This window comes from Reyranella sp. (assembly GCF_004297405.1).
GTDB lineage: Bacteria > Pseudomonadota > Alphaproteobacteria > Reyranellales > Reyranellaceae > Reyranella.
The window spans coordinates 46,503-60,950 of sequence record NZ_SCVC01000007.1 but is presented as its reverse complement, the minus strand read 5'-3'; the positions used below and the strand labels follow the sequence as shown (position 1 = coordinate 60,950).

The window sequence follows — 14,448 nt, the reverse complement described above, 5'->3', positions numbered from 1 at the left end:
CCGCTTAGAGCGTGCACGAGCGGGTGTGCTTCATGTGCTCGAGCTTGGTCGGGATGATCACACAGTCGTGGTGGCCGCCGTTGCTCGGCAGGATGCCGATCAACGTGTCGGTCGAGGTATCGATGACGGCGATGCCGCTCGACTGGCGCTGGAAGCCGCTGAACGGCGTCAGCACGTACTTGCCATCGTAGGTGATGGCGGGCGTCTGCAGGTCGGGCCCGATGCCCTGGATCTCCTTGATGATCGTCCAGGTCTTGGTATCGACCACCATGATACCGCTGAACGCTGGCGAAGGATGCAGGATGGACAAATAGAGCTTCGAGCTGTCCATCGAGAAGACCATGTGGAACGGATTGGGATACTTGCCGCGCCACAGCGGGTCCTCGACATGCGCAACCTTGCGCCAGTTCTTGGGGTCCGGATCCCGGCAACTGAAGATCGAACAGTTGTTCTCCCGGAGATTGTTCATCATCACGAGAAACTTGCCGTCGGGAGAGAAGCCGATCTCGTGGCCCGGCGAGTGGATTTTGTCGAAGACGACCTGCCAGGTGTCCTTGTCGATCTGCTCGACGGGATACTGGTCCTGCGAATCCTTGTTGAACTGCAGGAAGGCCACCGGCTCGAAGTTCTTCTCCGGATCGAGGATGCAGATGCCGCCGCAGAGGCGGACGACGGTGGCGGCCCATCGGCCTTCGGGATGCCAGATGGTGCCGTCGGCGCCGGTCAGCGTCAGTGGCGCATCGCCGGGCAGCGAACCTTCTTCGACGAAGAGCTCGCCCATCGGCACCATTTCCCAATCGATCTTGTTGCCCTTGGTGCCCTTGTAGTCGTAGAGCCCGGTGCGCTGATCGGGATAGATCTTCTTGATCGTGAGCGTGCCGCCCTTGATCCAGGCGTTGCGGAGCTCAGGAACATTGGGCGTCCAGTCGAACTTGAGCGCGGCCTTCACCTTGGAGGTAGTGCGGTCGAAGCAGGCGGCGATGTCCTTCTGGCCATCGGTCACGAAATACGACTGCGCATCCTTGGGATTGACCGTGACGTGAACACCAAGGCCGAGTCCGGTGGTCTCGGAGACGTTCTCGATCAACTGCATCTGCGTGCCGTCGTAGCGCACACGATAGATGTTGGTGCCCGGCGCCGGCTCGTTGATCGCGGTGGGAATGCCGTAGATCAGTGAGTTCTTGCCGCCCTGCGTGCTGTTGACGAATTCGAACCCGTGATAGGGGTCGGCACTCGGAAAGGCGCAGAGATGGTGGCTGATCGGGCTGTAGTCACCGTAGTTCCAGTACCAGATCGACGCCATCACCCGGTTCGAATTGAGGTCGATCGCGTAGGTGCCGCCACCCATCTTGGTCGGCAGCAGGGCAACCCAGTTGCCGAGGCTCTGGCCGCGAACGTCTGCACGGGTATCGACGACTTCGCGAACGATGCTGTGCCGTTGAGCTTCGGTGTAGTTGGCTCCGCCATGGCGGGCGCCCTGATCCGACACCGATCCGCCACCCAGCATGTTGTAGCCGAGCACGCCGGCTTCAGCGACGACGGCCGTGCCGGCCGCGGCACCGATGATCGTGCGCCGGCTGAAGCCACGCTTCTTCTCCGCCACCGCAGGCATCGACGCTTTCTTCTTCGCGTCGGCTTCTTCTTTAGCGGTGAGATAGGTCTGGAACTCTTCGCGATCCTTGACGGCGACTTCTTCGCGCCGCTTCACGAACGCATCGACTGCACCTTGGCGGGCGGGAACCCTACCCGCTTCCTCACTGGCGATCTTGACGCCGGAGCCGCCACGCGACGCCTGCTTGGTCTTCGACGTCTTGGACTTCTTGGCCATCTGTCGACTCCCCCTGATCAACTACGCGCGTGATACGGCGCGAGATACTAGAGAGGCCTCGTGCAGATTCATACCGGAAGTTGAATGCTGCGCCGCAGATCTCGACACAGCAGTGGACCCGCCGCCCTACAGCATGCTCAACTCGACGAATGGACTACGCGGTCGTCATCAGCGCCATCGTGCTCGGACTCTCCGTGCTGGCCACGGCGGCCAAATTCCTCGATTGGTTTCTCCATTCCGATCCAAAGACGATGGTACGCACCGTCCGTTGGATGCTGCTGTTATTGATCATTATCGGCGTCCCGCTGCTCGTCATGATGCTTCTTCGCGAGCAATGGGTCGGCGCGATGCTGTTGGGCGCGGGCATGCTGATCGTCGGCACGTTTCTCAAATGGCGCGCGATCCTCGGCCCACTGAACACACTGTTCAGTCATTTTCGGCCAAAGCCTCGACCCTTCGAAATGCCACCCGTCTGGGAAGAAGAACCGGCTACCGATCCGCAGGCTGTGGCACGCGCCGCCGCGATCCTCGAAGCCTATGTCAGGCAGACAGCGCCGAATGCTTTGCCTGCCGAGGTCCGTCGCCTCAGCCACGTCGCGCATGATGACGACGAAGACGAAGGCAATGTCAGCAACATGACGGTGAAGGAGGCGCTGGAGGTTCTCGGGCTGCCGGACGGCGCCGTGATTGCCGACGTCCACACCGCCCATCGACGTCTCATGCGGATGGCCGACCCCGATGAAGGCGGCTCACCCTATCTCGCCGCGAAGATCGACCAGGCGCGAGACGTATTGATCGATGTCTTGCGGCGGCGCACAAAGCCTGCCGCCATCGGCTCGGCAGCCCCGAAGCGGCTGCCGAAAAAATAACAACAGCCAGAATTGGCCATCAGTCTCGGAAGCAAGCCAAATGGAAGGGGCGCTTCGCCGGCTTGCCGGTAACGTCATAAGTATGGACGTGCATCTTCATTGGATCGGCCATCAGTCCGACCGTGCAAAAGCCCGGTTCCACCGGCTCCTGCTCAGCACTGCCGATCACGCACGAGAAGTTGGTCTTCGCTTCCTTCTGTAGCGGCACCTTCCATGTGATCACATACTCGTTGGCGCCGACCAGCTCGCACTTGTCGATCATGTAGCCGCGCGCGATCGACCCATCGGCCGCAATGACGCACGCTAGACGCTTCTCGAATTCAGCCATGGTAACTACCTCGTTTAAGGCGTTTGTCCCCGTGCCGGAGTGTAGGGAGCTTCATGAGGCACGAGCAAGGCAATCGACCTCGCCGCAAGTGACTTGCTCTGGAGTTCATCATGTCCGCCTACGATCGCAACAACGTCTTCGCCAGGATCCTGCGCGGCGAACTGCCGTGTAAGAAAGTCTACGAGGACGAGTTCGCGCTGGCCTTTCACGACATCAACCCGCTCGCGCCGGTCCATGTCCTGGTGATCCCCAAAGGCGAGTATGTCAGCCAGGCGGATTTCGGCGCCACCGCTCCGCCGGAAATGATGACCGGCTTCTGGCGTGCCGTTTCGAAAGTCGCGCGCGACCTGGGGCTCGAATCCGAGGGCTATCGCATCGTGGCCAACCACGGGCCGAACGGCGGGCAGCTCGTGTTCCATTTCCATATCCATATCTTCGGCGGCCGGCAGATGAGCCACGGCATGCGCAGCATGCCGAAGCCGGGCCGCGAAGAATGATTCACCGTCGCGCGTTGCTGGCAGCAGGTGCGCTCGCGCCTGTCGCCGCACGCGCCCAGGGTCGCCGGAAGTCCCAGGGATTCTACGAAAGCGGTCGAACCAAGGAACGGACCGTACGCTTTGCAAGCCGCAGCGTGACGCTTGCCGGAACCTTGCTGCTACCACTGATCAGCGAGCTTCAGTATGTGCCGGGTGTCGTGCTGGTCGCCGGCAGCGGGCCGACGGACCGAGACGGCAACAATGCATTGGTGGTGGAACGCATCGATCTCCTGAAGGAGATCGCCGAACTGCTGGGGCGCCACGGCATCGCCTCGCTGCGCTACGACAAGCGCGGCATCGGTCAATCGACACTGAGGCCCCGCGACTCGCTGGCGGCCGAGGAAGCCTTCTTCGCCTGGGACAATTTCGTCGCCGATGTCGAGGCCGCGCATGCCGAGCTGCTGCGCCACAACGAGATCAAGCCCTACGCCACTGCCCTGCTGGGCCACAGCGAAGGCGGGCTCTTATCGCTGGCGGCAGGAAAGGCTCTGGGCAAGAAGGTGCATGCGCTGGTGCTGGCGGCCACGCCCGGCCGCAAGCTCGACGAGATCGTGCGTGCACAGGTCGAGCGCAACGCGCCCGCCCTGCGCGGTCCCGTCGACCATACCATCGCGACCATCCTGGCGAATGGCCGTGTGCCGGCCAGCCTGCCGCGCGAGCTCGACCTTCTGTTCCCACCCTATGCCGGGCCGTTCCTGCAGAAGCTTCTTTCCTTCGACCCTGCCGCGGTGCTGGCGGAGATCCCGACGGCCTGCCTGGTCCTGCAAGGCGGCGCCGACCGACAAGTCGTGCCGATGGGCGATGTGCAGCCGCTGATCGACGCGTTGCGTACGCGCGGCGCGCCGGGCGAGGCCATCGTCTTCCCGCAGGTCAGCCACAATCTCAAGCTTGTCGCGGAGTCCAGCGATCCCGGCTTTGTTGGTCCGCTGGCGCCCACGGTCGCGGAGGCGCTCGTGAAGTGGCTGGCGCAGGCGCTGGGTGCTTGATCGCACGGAGCGGCAGGCCGATCATTGGAGAGAAGACGGAGGAAGAAATATGAGCGTGACGGTACGTCCGGTGACCTCGGCGGTCGGTGCCGAGATTCTCGGAGTCGATCTCAGGAAGCTCAGCGACCAGGATTTCAACACCATCGAACAGGCCTGGTACGCCCATTCGATGATCCTGCTGCGCGGCCAGCAGCTCAGCGACGACGACCTGCTGGCGTTCAGCCGCCGTTTCGGCGAGCTCGATCCGCCGCCCAACCAGGAGCGCGGCCGCATCAGCCCGCCCGGCTATCCCGACATCTATGTCGTCTCGAATGTGCTCGACAAGAAGGGCGAGCCGATCGGCGCGCTGGGCGCCGGCGAAGCGGTCTGGCACACCGACATGAGCTATCTCGACACGCCGCCCGACGCCTCGATGCTCTTCTCGCTCGAGATCCCGCCGAGCGGCGGCAACACGTGGTTCTGCGGCATGCAGGCCGCGTGCGACGCCTTGCCGGCCGATCTCAAGAAGAAGATCGAGGGCCGCCGTATCAAGCACGACGGCACCTACAATTCCGGCGGCTACCTGCGCAAAGGCGTGACCCCGACCGATGATCCGATGGCCGCACCGGGCGCCTGGCATCCGGCGATCCTGCGCCATCCCGCCAACGGGCGCGCCACGCTCTACCTCGGGCGTCGGCGCAACTCTTATGTCGAGGGCTATGCCCGCGAGGAGTCAGATGCCGTTCTCGAAGCGCTGTGGGCGCACGTCACGCAGCCACAGTTCGTCTACGAGCATCACTGGAAGCTGGGCGATCTCGTGATGTGGGACAATCGCTCCACCATGCATCGCCGCGATCCATTCAACGGCGAGGCAAGGCGGGTCATGCATCGCACCCAGATCAAGGGGACGTCCAGGCCGATCGCTTTTGCGGCTTGAGCCAGCAGAAGCAGAGGACATACGGTCGCGAAAACACGATCAAACGCATGAGACGCCGCGAGACATTGCGCGGCACCAGGCGCGAACTCGACTAAGAGGGAACCGGCGTGCCGATCGACTCTTGATAAGGTCACGGATAGCGTAAGGTCTTCAGCGGCGTGGCGGATTGCCCAACGCGTCCACTTCGCCGACGACCCAGCCCATGACGCGAACGCCCTCGATCTGCCGGGGTACCCCGGCAAGCTGCTGCCGGCTTTTCACGCCGACCACGATCGCAGGGCGACCGATTTCATCTTCGCCCTCGCCGACCATCACGACGCCGTCACCTTGCATCAGCTGGTCGTGATTGCGCGCGAGAACCTCCGCGACGGAACCCTCCGCGGATTGCTCCGCAGGCTCCTTACGCCGGGCGTCGTCACGTTGGAGGGCCTCCGGATCCGGCAGTGCGAATTCCTGCTTTGGCGATTGGGCCATGTTCCAGCCTCCCATGAGGTGGGTGGGGACTATCGTCCCCACCCAGCACAGAGCACTAAGTATAGAGGCGAATATCAAGGGCACTCAGAACCCTCGTAATACGATTCGCAAAAGTAGTGCCCCCGCCGCCTGCGTAAAGCAAGCCCACTGCACCCAGCCCGGTCGCCCAATGCCACACGAGAGACCCTGAATCGCCGCCGGCGCTGAAATCGCCGGAGGTTCCACGTATCGCGATCTGGTCCCTGAAATGGCCGACGCGACCGCCGCCGTAGTTCACGTTCACCGAAACATTGATCGCCGTTACGCGACCCGATTTCAGTTGCGTCGTGCGACCTGTCTTTCCGACCAGCATGCCGACAGTCGGCGCGACAGGTGTAGCTCCCGCCCTGAAGTAATGGAGAGTTCCACCCGAGAGGTAGACGAGTTCGCGCCGAACGCGGTCAGGCCAAGCCCAGCCTGTCGCGGCGTCCACGTAGTTTATGCCTCCGCTGAAATTGATGGGCACAAATCTCTCGAGGATCGCGATCTGATCCTGCGGGCACTTGCCGCCATCGAAGGGTCCCGGCTGGCAGATGCAGTCGCCAAGACTTGCAACGTTGCTGTTGGCAAGGACGTGGTTGTTGCTCAACACCATCAGTCGGCTCGTGCGGGGAGCATGAAGGCCGACGGATAGACAGCCCAATGTGCCCGCCGTGATCAGTCGGTGGCCGACGGAAATGCCGCCTGGTGCAGGGCGGGCCCTGAAGCGATGACTGAGGGCATCGACGACCCCGACAGGCACTTGCACAATCGGCACCTCGGAGAGCGCGCGGGTTCCGGCAACCGAGCTTATCTCGCTCATCACCTGACTGTTTTCCTGTCGCTCGATGGTGAAGACGACAAGGCTCATCTCGCCGGGAGGCGGCATCTCTTCACCACCAGGCGCGTCCGGATCGCCATAGCCGAAGCCCACGCCAACGATGTTGCTGCCTTCGACCTCCTGGACGGCGGCAGCGGCGGCCATCGCCCTTGCGTCACCGGCGAGCTTTTTCTCGATCTCGCCCTTCAAGGAGACGATGTCGTCGTCCACCTCCGCTTCGATCGCAGCGGCTTCGTGGTCTACGACAGCAGCACCCAGTTCATCTCCGGATGGCGCTTCAAACGTTTCATCACCTTCGCCGCCCTGCTCTTCGGGGCCAGCGTCGCTTCCAGGGTTTCCGAACTCATCGTCGGAAGAAGAACGAGAAGAGCCTGAACGTGGCGTGGGTTTACTCGGCTTAGCCATTGTATCCCTCCTGTGTATGAACAAGGCAGAAGAACAAAAGCGACGCGAAAAACTCCTTCCCGCGTGACGAGTGTCACGCAGGCACCAGAACTCCGTTCATTGACTGGGGTTTAGAGGGACGTAGATCTCATGAGGTGGCTGAAACCTCCTTCCCAAAACGAGTTTGGTAAGTCGCGCAGATCCGGCACGACGCGTCCACGTATCACAACCATTGGGTGTGTGGCAAGAATTTAAGTTTAGGAATGAAGCACGTATTGCGCGAATCTAGCGATCAATTCGATGTGATGTGCAGATGCATACTATCGAGCAATTGCAATCGGATCTCGAACGATCCGCCACGCGTCCTGCGCGGCCAGTTGGTCAGCAATTGACAACTGTTTTCGCTCACTGTCCTTAAAAGTATCCTCGCGGCGAAAGTGTGCATGCGCGGCGTTCAGCAGTGCAACAACATGAAGTAGAAATACCGAAAGGGTGACTGACCTTTTTCATACAACTTATAGGCATGGTTACGCCGCCAGCGCCGCGCGTGGTTGCGGGCGGCGGTAACTCAGCGCCTCGGCGATGTGCAGGCGGCGCACGGCATCGGATCCGTCGAGGTCGGCCAGGGTGCGCGCGACCTTGAGAGTGCGATGCCAGGCGCGGGCGGAAAGGCCGAGGCGTTCGGCGGCGCGGCTGAGCAGCGCGCGACCCTCGGCATCGGGTTCGGCAATGGTTGCCAAAAGCGCCCCATCCGTGTCGGCGTTGCAGCGGGGTTTGGACCAGTTGCGCGCCCGCTCGCTGAACAGGCCCGCGGCGAGGTCGGCTTCGACGGCAACCAGCTTGCCCTTGCGATCGAGTTCGGCAAGGCGGTCGCGCTGCACGGCGCGCGCGGTGGCCACGCGGGCGGCGATATCGGCCGAGCTTTCGGCCGGCGGCGGCAAGGCAAGGTCCGCAGCGGCGACGGCCGGGACGTCGATCGCGAGATCGATGCGATCGAGCAGCGGACCCGAAAGCTTGCCCTGATAGTCGGCGCCACAGCGCGGAGACCGGCCGCAGGCGCGCGACGGCTCCATCAGATGGCCACAGCGACAAGGGTTCATCGCCGCCACGAGCTGGAAGCGCGCCGGATAGGTCACATGCGCAGCGGCGCGCGCCACCGTCACGCGGCCCGTCTCCAGCGGCTGGCGCAGCGCCTCCAGAGTGGCGCGGCTGAATTCCGGCAGCTCATCGAGAAACAGGACGCCATGATGCGCGAGCGAGACTTCGCCGGGCTTGGCGTAGCGCCCGCCGCCGACCAGTGCCTGCAGGGTCGCCGAATGGTGCGGATCGCGAAAGGTGCGGCGACGGCTGAGCCGGCCCTCGCCGAGATCGCCGGCCAGAGAGCGCACCATCGAGGCTTCCAGCGCTTCCTCTGGTTCCAGCGGCGGCAACAGCCCGGGCAGGCGCGCCGCCAACATTGACTTGCCCGAACCGGGCGGGCCGATCATCAGCAGATTGTGGCCACCGGCGGCCGCCACTTCGAGCACACGCTTGGCGCTCTCCTGTCCTTTGATCTCGGCAAGGTCGGGATAAAGGGCTCGATCGTCGGCCATCAGCGCCTCGGGCGGCGACAAAGCCTGCTTGCCGCGCAGATGGTTGATCAGGGCGAGCAGCGAAGGCGCGGCGATGATCGGCGGCTGGTCGGTACTATCGGTGTCGAGGCCCTCCCTGAATCCGCCTCCCCCGCCGCTCCACGCCGCTTCGCCCCCACACACGGCGGGGCAGATCACGCCGCGCCCCGCCGCCCGAGCGGCAATCGCCGCCGGCAGTACGCCGGGCACTCGGCTCAAGGTCCCGTCGAGCGCCAGCTCGCCTAGTACGACATAGTCGGCGAGGCTGCCCGCTTCGATCACGCCCATGGCGGCCAGCAGGCCAAGTGCAATGGGCAGGTCGTAGTGGCTGCCTTCCTTGGCGAGATCGGCCGGCGAGAGATTGACGGTGACTCTCTGCGGCGGGAGCACCAGACCCATCGCCCGCAACGTGGCGCGCACGCGCTCGCGGCTCTCACCCACCGCCTTGTCAGCCAGCCCCACCATGGCGAAGGCGACATTTCCGGGCGCAATCAGCACCTGAACATCGACCGGCAGGACATCGACGCCCTGGAAAGCCACCGTCCGCACCTTCGCCTGCATGTCTTGCTCCCAACGCCTTGCCGGGAACAATTAAAGAACGAACATAATATAAGTAAAGCACGCGAAAGTTGTATTCCGTTTGACAGACGGGAGATCAGCTCTGCGTTTGTGCACGCCGAGCCTCGACGACGGCGCGTGATAAAGTCCGCGCCGCATTGTGGGAGACGTTTGTGACAGCAACCAAGATCAACGACCTCAACTTCACGCCGCCGGCCGCCGTGACCGATCTTGCCGCCAAGGTGAAAGCCTTCGTGAAGGAGAAAGTCGTGCCCTATGAGACCGACCCGCGCTGGGGCGCGCACGGGCCGAGCGAGGAACTTCGCATCGAGCTGAACGATCTGGCGCGCGCCGTCGGCGTCTTCGCCCCGCAAGTGCCGAAGGAATATGGCGGCGTTGGCCTGAGCCAAGTCGGTCGCGCCTATGTCTTCGAGGCGGCGGGCTATTCGATCCTGGGACCGACGGCGATCCACTGCGCCTCACCCGACGAGGGCAACATCCACTTGCTCGATGTCGTCGCCCGCCCCGACCAGCGCGAGCATTTCCTGCAGCCGCTGGCGACCGGCAAGTACCGCTCCTGCTTCTGCATGACCGAACCAGGCGGCGGCGCCGGCTCCGATCCCAGCCTGATGAAAACCACGGCGCGGCTCGACGGCAACGAATGGGTGATCAACGGCCGCAAGTGGCTGATCACCGGCGCGGGCGGTGCGGGCTTCGCCATCGTCATGGCGAAGATCGACGGTGGCGAGCATGACGGCAAGGCGACCATGTTCCTGGTCGACATGCCCAATCCGGCCATCAAGCACGAGCGCACGCTCGACACGATCGATTCGAGCTTCACGGGCGGCCATGCCGTGCTGAACTTCGACAATCTCCGCCTGCCGGCCGAAGCCGTCCTCGGCGAGATCGGCAAGGGCTTCCGTTACGCCCAGGTACGATTGGCGCCGGCGCGCCTCAGCCACTGCATGCGCTGGCTGGGCTCGGCGGGACGCGCGCAGGAGATCGCGACCGAGTATGCGCGCGAGCGCGTCGCCTTCGGCAAGCGGATCGGCGAACACCAGGGCGTGTCCTTCATGCTGGCCGACAACATGATGGACATCCACATGGCACGGCTCGCCATCTGGCACACCGCCTGGCTGCTCGATCAGGGCGAGCGCGCTTCCAACGAAAGCTCGCTCTCGAAGGTCGTCTGCTCGGAAGCTATCGCCCGCGTAGCCGACCGCTGCCTGCAGATCCTGGGCGGCATGGGCATCACGCGCGACACGGTAGTGGAGCGCATCTTCCGCGACACCCGTGCCTTCCGCATCTACGACGGCCCGTCGGAAGTGCACCGCGCCGTGCTGGGCGAGCGGATCGTCAAGGGAGCGCTCTGATCCCTGCGATCACTGGTGCAGATGGCAGGCGACCGCGCGGCCGCCCTCCATCTCGCGCATTGGCGGATCGACGGTCTTGCAGACATCCATCGCCTGCGGGCAGCGCGTATGGAAGCGGCAACCCGGCGGCGGACGCATCGCCGACGGAACCTCGCCGGTGATGATCTGCTGCGGACGGCCCGCCTCGATCTCCGGGTCGGGGATCGGGATCGCCGCCAGCAGCGCCTGCGTATAGGGATGCAGCGGCCGGGCATAGAGCTCGGCACGCGACGCGATCTCGACGATGCGGCCGAGATACATCACCGCGATGCGATGGCTGATATGGCGCACCACGGCGAGATCGTGGGCGATGAAGACATAGGTGAGGCCGAGCCGCTCCTGCAGCTCCTGGAACAGGTTCACGACCTGCGCCTGGATCGAGACGTCGAGCGCCGACACCGGCTCGTCGCAGAGGATCAACGACGGCTCCAAGGCCAGTGCGCGGGCGATGCCGATGCGCTGGCGCTGGCCGCCCGAGAATTCATGCGGATAGCGGTCGGCCATATCGGGCAACAGGCCCACCATGTCGAGCAGTTTGGCGACCTTCTCGCGGTAGGCAGCGCGTCCGCCGGGGAGCCCATGGACCTCGAACGGTTCACCGACGATCTCCGACACCTTCATGCGCGGGTTCAGCGAACCGAACGGATCCTGGTAGACCATCTGCATGCGTCGCCGGATCGGCCGCATGCGGGCACGGTCGTGATTGGTAATGTCCTCACCCTCGAAGACGACATGGCCCGAGGTGATGTCGAGCATCTTGAGTACGGCGAGGCCGGTCGTGCTCTTGCCGCAACCTGATTCACCCACCAGCCCGAGCGTTTCGCCGCGGCGCACCGTGAACGAGACGCCATCGACGGCCTTCACGCTGCCGACCTGCTTGCGCATCACCGCGCCGGCCATGACCGGGAAATGGACCTTGAGATCACGGACCTCGAGCACGGTCTCGGAGGAGGCGTCAGGCGCTGAGCTGGGCATGGAAATGACAGGCGGAAAGATGTTCGGGGGTTGTCTGCACCAGTGGCGGCCGCTCGCTGCGGCAAATGTCGGCGGCCCGCTGGCAGCGCGGCGCGAAGGCGCAGCCGGGCGGCAGCTTGGCCAAATTGGGCGGCTGGCCCTCGATCGGCACCAGTCGCTGGCCCGCCTCCTGGTCGAGGCGTGGGATCGAAGCCATCAGGCCGATCGTGTAGGGGTGGCGTGGTCGGGCGTAGATCTCGCGTGCCGGCCCTGCCTCGACGATACGCCCGCCGTACATGACACAGACGCGATCGGCATAGCGCGCCACGACACCGAGATCGTGGGTGATCAGGATCAGCGCCGAGTTGGCCGCCCGCGTCACCTCCTTGAGCAGCGCCAGGATCTGCGCCTGGACCGTGACGTCGAGCGCCGTCGTCGGCTCGTCGGCGATGATGAGCTGCGGTTGGCAGGCCAACGCCATGGCGATCATGGCGCGCTGACGCATGCCGCCGGAGAACTGGTGCGGATATGACTTCACACGGCTCTTGGCATCGGGCAGGCGGACGCGGGCCAGCAGCTCGGCCGCCTTGTCCATCGCCGCTGCCCACGGCGTCTTGCGATGCAGGTTGATCGGCTCGGCGATCTGCAGGCCGACCGTGAGCGAAGGATTCAAGGAGCTCATCGGCTCCTGGAAGATCATGGCGATGCGATTGCCGCGGATCGCCCGGATCTCGCTCTCGTCGACCTTCAGCAGGTCCTGGCCGTCGAACACGACCTCACCCGACGTGATGCGACCCGGCGGCTGAGGGATCAGCCGCAGGATCGACATCGCCGTGATGCTCTTGCCGGACCCCGATTCACCCACGATGGCCAGGGTCTCGCCGGCCGCCAGGTCGAAGGACACGTCGTCGACCGCCTTGACCGTTCCGCGCTCGGTGCGGAACTCGGTCGACAGGTTCTTGACGCTCAACAAAGGCGCCCCCATCAGGCACGCCTCCTTACGCGATACAGCATACTCAGTGGCCTAACTTCTTCTTGAGTTCCTGGTCGACCCAGATGCGGGCATAGATCGGGCCTGGGCGCAGCGAGCCCACGCTCATCTCGCCGCCGTAGTTCTTCACCCACGGCCACCACGCTGCATAAACGTAAGGCGTGGGCAGCCAGAGGTAGGGCGCTGCGTCCATGATCTCGACGGTCATCTCGCGCAGGAGCTGCTTGCGCTTGGTCTCGTCGCGGGTCTTGTAGACCTCGTCCATCTTGGCATCGAACTTGGCATTCGTATGCATCGACGGATTCCAGGTCTGACCGCTGACGAAGCTCTTGCGGATCGAGGTCGTGGGATTGGTGTGGCTGCTGTTCATCAGATAGCCCGCCTCGTGCTTGCGCGTCGTCATCGCCGACAGGAACGCACCGTACTCGGTGGGCTTAAGCTCGGCCTTGATGCCGACCTGCTCGAGATAGGCCGCGATGAGAGGCGCCAGCTCGGAATGGTCGGGTGAGCAGGAGCAGAACTGCATCTTGAAGGTGAAGCCGTTGGGATAACCGGCTTCCTTCAGCAGCTCCTTCGCCTTCTTGGGATTGTAGGCATAGAGCTCCTTCACCGAGTCCGGCATCTTGTCGAGCGAATCGTAGTAGCCGTCCCAGTCGGGATACATCGGATAGGCATGCATCTCGGCCTCGCCGGTGTAGTGGGCCTCGATGATCTCCTTCTTGTTGACTGCCATGTTGATGGCACGCCGCACGCGAATGTCGTCGAACGGCTTGGTATCGGTCCGCAGCGCCATGAAGGAACCCAGGATCGACAGACGCTTGGCGAACTGGAGCTGCGGCGCACTCTTCTTCAGCTCGGGGATGTAGCGCGCGTTGATCGTCTCCAGCAGATCGAGTTTGGCCGTGCGGATGGCGGCGAGCTGCGTCGCCTCGTCCTTGATGGTCCGATAGACCAGCTTGTCGACGAACGGCAGCTTGTATTCCTGGCCGCCCAGCTTCTCCTTGTCCCAGTAGATCGGGTTCTTGGTGTAGGTGTTGGAGTTGCCCGCCACGAAATCGGTCAGCATGAACGGCCCGGTGCCGTTGACGTTCTTCCAGTTGTTCGGCCCGGCATCGACCACCTCCTTGGGCGTGATCGTGGTGTAGAAGCCCCAGGCCAGCCGGTAATCCCATTCGGCGTTGTATTCCTTGAAGTTGAACACGACGGTGTACTTGTCGCGCGCCACGACGGAGCCGACGAAGTCGTAGTAGCCGCCGATATGCTTGGGGCTCGAGCGTAGCCGGTTGAAGGCGTAGGCCACGTCTTCGGCAGTGAGTTCGCGCGACGGCATCACGCCCGGCTTCTCGGGGAACATGATGCCCTTGCGCAGGGTGAAGACGACGGAAAGCGGGTTCTCGACCAGCTCCCACTTCTCGGCCAGCTCACCGCGCTGAGCCTCCGTCGCGAGATAGGCGTCGGCGACGAAGGGATGCTTGCCGCCCTTGCGGACGCTCTTGTCGAGATCGCCGGCGATGAGCTGCTCGTAGAACTGGCCGGTATCGTGGTTCAGTTTCCAGTTCCAGTCGTGTGGATCCCATGAGAGGGCCGACAGGGTCACGAACATCGTGCCGACTTCGAGCGTGCCGCCATATTGCGGCTTGGCCACGTCTTGAGCCTGCACTCCGCCCACGCAAAGCAACGCTGCTGCCGCGCCGCTCAGCAGCGCCCGTCTGAAGGTCGTCATACGCGTCCTCCTCTCATGGT

Annotated in this window: 13 protein-coding genes; 5 read left to right on the top strand and 8 right to left on the bottom strand. The window is 63.7% G+C overall.

All coding sequences use genetic code 11. The annotated features are described in order from the left end of the window. Window positions 1-4: 4 nt before the first annotated feature. The gene (locus EPO50_RS07225; protein WP_296342448.1) at window positions 5-1,828 is read right to left on the bottom strand and encodes a hypothetical protein; all 1,824 of its coding nucleotides are present in this window, start codon (window positions 1,826-1,828) and stop codon (window positions 5-7) included. Between the two features lie 149 nt (window positions 1,829-1,977). Here EPO50_RS07225 and EPO50_RS07220 point away from each other — a divergent pair, with 149 nt between their 5' ends. Beyond that, window positions 1,978-2,697 (top strand): hypothetical protein, encoded by a 720-nt coding sequence (locus EPO50_RS07220; protein WP_296342446.1) that lies wholly within the window; start codon window positions 1,978-1,980, stop codon window positions 2,695-2,697. Window positions 2,698-2,716: 19 nt separating this feature from the next. Here EPO50_RS07220 and EPO50_RS07215 read toward each other — a convergent pair whose 3' ends face one another. Continuing rightward, complete coding sequence (locus tag EPO50_RS07215) at window positions 2,717-3,025, bottom strand: hypothetical protein (protein WP_296342444.1); 309 nt, start codon at window positions 3,023-3,025, stop codon at window positions 2,717-2,719. Between the two features lie 110 nt (window positions 3,026-3,135). Here EPO50_RS07215 and EPO50_RS07210 point away from each other — a divergent pair, with 110 nt between their 5' ends. From EPO50_RS07210 to EPO50_RS07200, 3 genes are read left to right on the top strand one after another with little or no spacing between them, the layout of a single operon-like run. Next, window positions 3,136-3,522, top strand: coding sequence for a histidine triad nucleotide-binding protein (locus EPO50_RS07210; RefSeq protein ID WP_296342442.1), 387 nt, complete (start codon window positions 3,136-3,138; stop codon window positions 3,520-3,522). Next, window positions 3,519-4,547, top strand: a complete 1,029-nt coding sequence (locus tag EPO50_RS07205; protein WP_296342439.1) for an alpha/beta fold hydrolase — start codon at window positions 3,519-3,521, stop codon at window positions 4,545-4,547. The genes EPO50_RS07210 and EPO50_RS07205 overlap by 4 nt, the downstream gene beginning before the upstream one ends. Before the next feature lie 49 nt (window positions 4,548-4,596). After that, entirely contained in the window at window positions 4,597-5,463 is an 867-nt protein-coding gene (locus EPO50_RS07200) for a TauD/TfdA family dioxygenase (protein WP_296342438.1), read from the top strand. 150 nt (window positions 5,464-5,613) lie between these two features. Here the strand turns inward: EPO50_RS07200 and EPO50_RS07195 are convergent, their stop codons facing one another. The 3 genes from EPO50_RS07195 to EPO50_RS07185 form a co-directional block, all read right to left on the bottom strand. Continuing rightward, window positions 5,614-5,937 carry a hypothetical protein gene (locus EPO50_RS07195; protein WP_296342435.1) on the bottom strand — a complete coding sequence of 108 codons (324 nt, stop codon included), beginning with the start codon at window positions 5,935-5,937 and terminating at the stop codon, window positions 5,614-5,616. A 55-nt stretch (window positions 5,938-5,992) separates the two neighbouring features. After that, window positions 5,993-7,201, bottom strand: a complete 1,209-nt coding sequence (locus tag EPO50_RS07190; protein WP_296342433.1) for a hypothetical protein — start codon at window positions 7,199-7,201, stop codon at window positions 5,993-5,995. Window positions 7,202-7,707: 506 nt separating this feature from the next. Beyond that, a complete protein-coding gene (locus tag EPO50_RS07185) occupies window positions 7,708-9,351 on the bottom strand; it encodes a YifB family Mg chelatase-like AAA ATPase (RefSeq protein ID WP_296342431.1) in 1,644 nt (547 codons plus the stop codon). A gap of 170 nt (window positions 9,352-9,521) precedes the next feature. Between EPO50_RS07185 and EPO50_RS07180 the strand changes: the two genes are divergently transcribed. Further along, the gene (locus EPO50_RS07180; RefSeq protein WP_296342429.1) at window positions 9,522-10,721 is read left to right on the top strand and encodes an acyl-CoA dehydrogenase family protein; all 1,200 of its coding nucleotides are present in this window, start codon (window positions 9,522-9,524) and stop codon (window positions 10,719-10,721) included. 9 nt (window positions 10,722-10,730) lie between these two features. Here EPO50_RS07180 and EPO50_RS07175 read toward each other — a convergent pair whose 3' ends face one another. From EPO50_RS07175 to EPO50_RS07165, 3 genes are read right to left on the bottom strand one after another with little or no spacing between them, the layout of a single operon-like run. After that, window positions 10,731-11,735: an ABC transporter ATP-binding protein gene (locus tag EPO50_RS07175; protein ID WP_296342427.1), complete on the bottom strand. Its 1,005-nt coding sequence runs from the start codon at window positions 11,733-11,735 to the stop codon at window positions 10,731-10,733. Beyond that, on the bottom strand, window positions 11,716-12,699 hold the full coding sequence (locus EPO50_RS07170; RefSeq protein WP_296342425.1) for an ABC transporter ATP-binding protein: 984 nt from the start codon (window positions 12,697-12,699) through the stop codon (window positions 11,716-11,718). Before EPO50_RS07170 ends, EPO50_RS07175 begins: the two co-directional genes overlap by 20 nt. 31 nt (window positions 12,700-12,730) lie before the next feature. Further along, entirely contained in the window at window positions 12,731-14,428 is a 1,698-nt protein-coding gene (locus tag EPO50_RS07165) for an ABC transporter substrate-binding protein (RefSeq protein ID WP_296342423.1), read from the bottom strand. Between the last annotated feature and the right edge of the window lie 20 nt (window positions 14,429-14,448).

Coding starts and splice junctions, on each gene's coding strand:
- EPO50_RS07225 (WP_296342448.1), bottom strand. CDS start 1,828: ATGGCCAAGAAGTCCAAGACGTCGAAGACCAAGCAGGCGTCGCGTGGC.
- EPO50_RS07220 (WP_296342446.1), top strand. CDS start 1,978: ATGGACTACGCGGTCGTCATCAGCGCCATCGTGCTCGGACTCTCCGTG.
- EPO50_RS07215 (WP_296342444.1), bottom strand. CDS start 3,025: ATGGCTGAATTCGAGAAGCGTCTAGCGTGCGTCATTGCGGCCGATGGG.
- EPO50_RS07210 (WP_296342442.1), top strand. CDS start 3,136: ATGTCCGCCTACGATCGCAACAACGTCTTCGCCAGGATCCTGCGCGGC.
- EPO50_RS07205 (WP_296342439.1), top strand. CDS start 3,519: ATGATTCACCGTCGCGCGTTGCTGGCAGCAGGTGCGCTCGCGCCTGTC.
- EPO50_RS07200 (WP_296342438.1), top strand. CDS start 4,597: ATGAGCGTGACGGTACGTCCGGTGACCTCGGCGGTCGGTGCCGAGATT.
- EPO50_RS07195 (WP_296342435.1), bottom strand. CDS start 5,937: ATGGCCCAATCGCCAAAGCAGGAATTCGCACTGCCGGATCCGGAGGCC.
- EPO50_RS07190 (WP_296342433.1), bottom strand. CDS start 7,201: ATGGCTAAGCCGAGTAAACCCACGCCACGTTCAGGCTCTTCTCGTTCT.
- EPO50_RS07185 (WP_296342431.1), bottom strand. CDS start 9,351: ATGCAGGCGAAGGTGCGGACGGTGGCTTTCCAGGGCGTCGATGTCCTG.
- EPO50_RS07175 (WP_296342427.1), bottom strand. CDS start 11,735: ATGCCCAGCTCAGCGCCTGACGCCTCCTCCGAGACCGTGCTCGAGGTC.
- EPO50_RS07170 (WP_296342425.1), bottom strand. CDS start 12,699: ATGGGGGCGCCTTTGTTGAGCGTCAAGAACCTGTCGACCGAGTTCCGC.
- EPO50_RS07165 (WP_296342423.1), bottom strand. CDS start 14,428: ATGACGACCTTCAGACGGGCGCTGCTGAGCGGCGCGGCAGCAGCGTTG.